Here is a 347-nt window from a genome sequence, read left to right on the forward strand (position 1 = left end):
ACTTTGAGATTGTGTTCGACCATCAGCACCGCACGATCTTTTGCTACATCGGTGATGAGGGCGGCAATGATGTGCACGTCTTCGTGCCCCATGCCTGCCATTGGCTCATCAAGCAGCAGCACTTTCGGATCGAGTGCCAGTGTGGTGGCGATTTCAAGCGCGCGCTTGCGGCCATAGGAAAGATCGGCGGCCAGCGCATGGCGGGCATCGCTAAGGCCCACGCGCTCAAGAAGATCAATCGCTTTTGCGTCGAGCTGATCCAGTGCAGACAGCGAACGCCAGAACTGCGTTGCCAGACCATTTGGGCGTTGAAGCGCGACCTTCACGTTTTCCAGCACCGTCAGATG

The 347-nt window shown here is 57.3% G+C and carries 1 protein-coding gene; it reads right to left on the reverse strand.

The genetic code is table 11. The features are described from left to right. The coding region (locus QSJ70_RS27460; RefSeq protein ID WP_285541381.1) for an ATP-binding cassette domain-containing protein at positions 1–347 on the reverse strand (347 nt) is incomplete at both ends.

Source organism: Brucella sp. NBRC 12950 (assembly GCF_030268145.1).
In the GTDB taxonomy this organism is placed as follows: Bacteria; Pseudomonadota; Alphaproteobacteria; order Rhizobiales; family Rhizobiaceae; genus Brucella.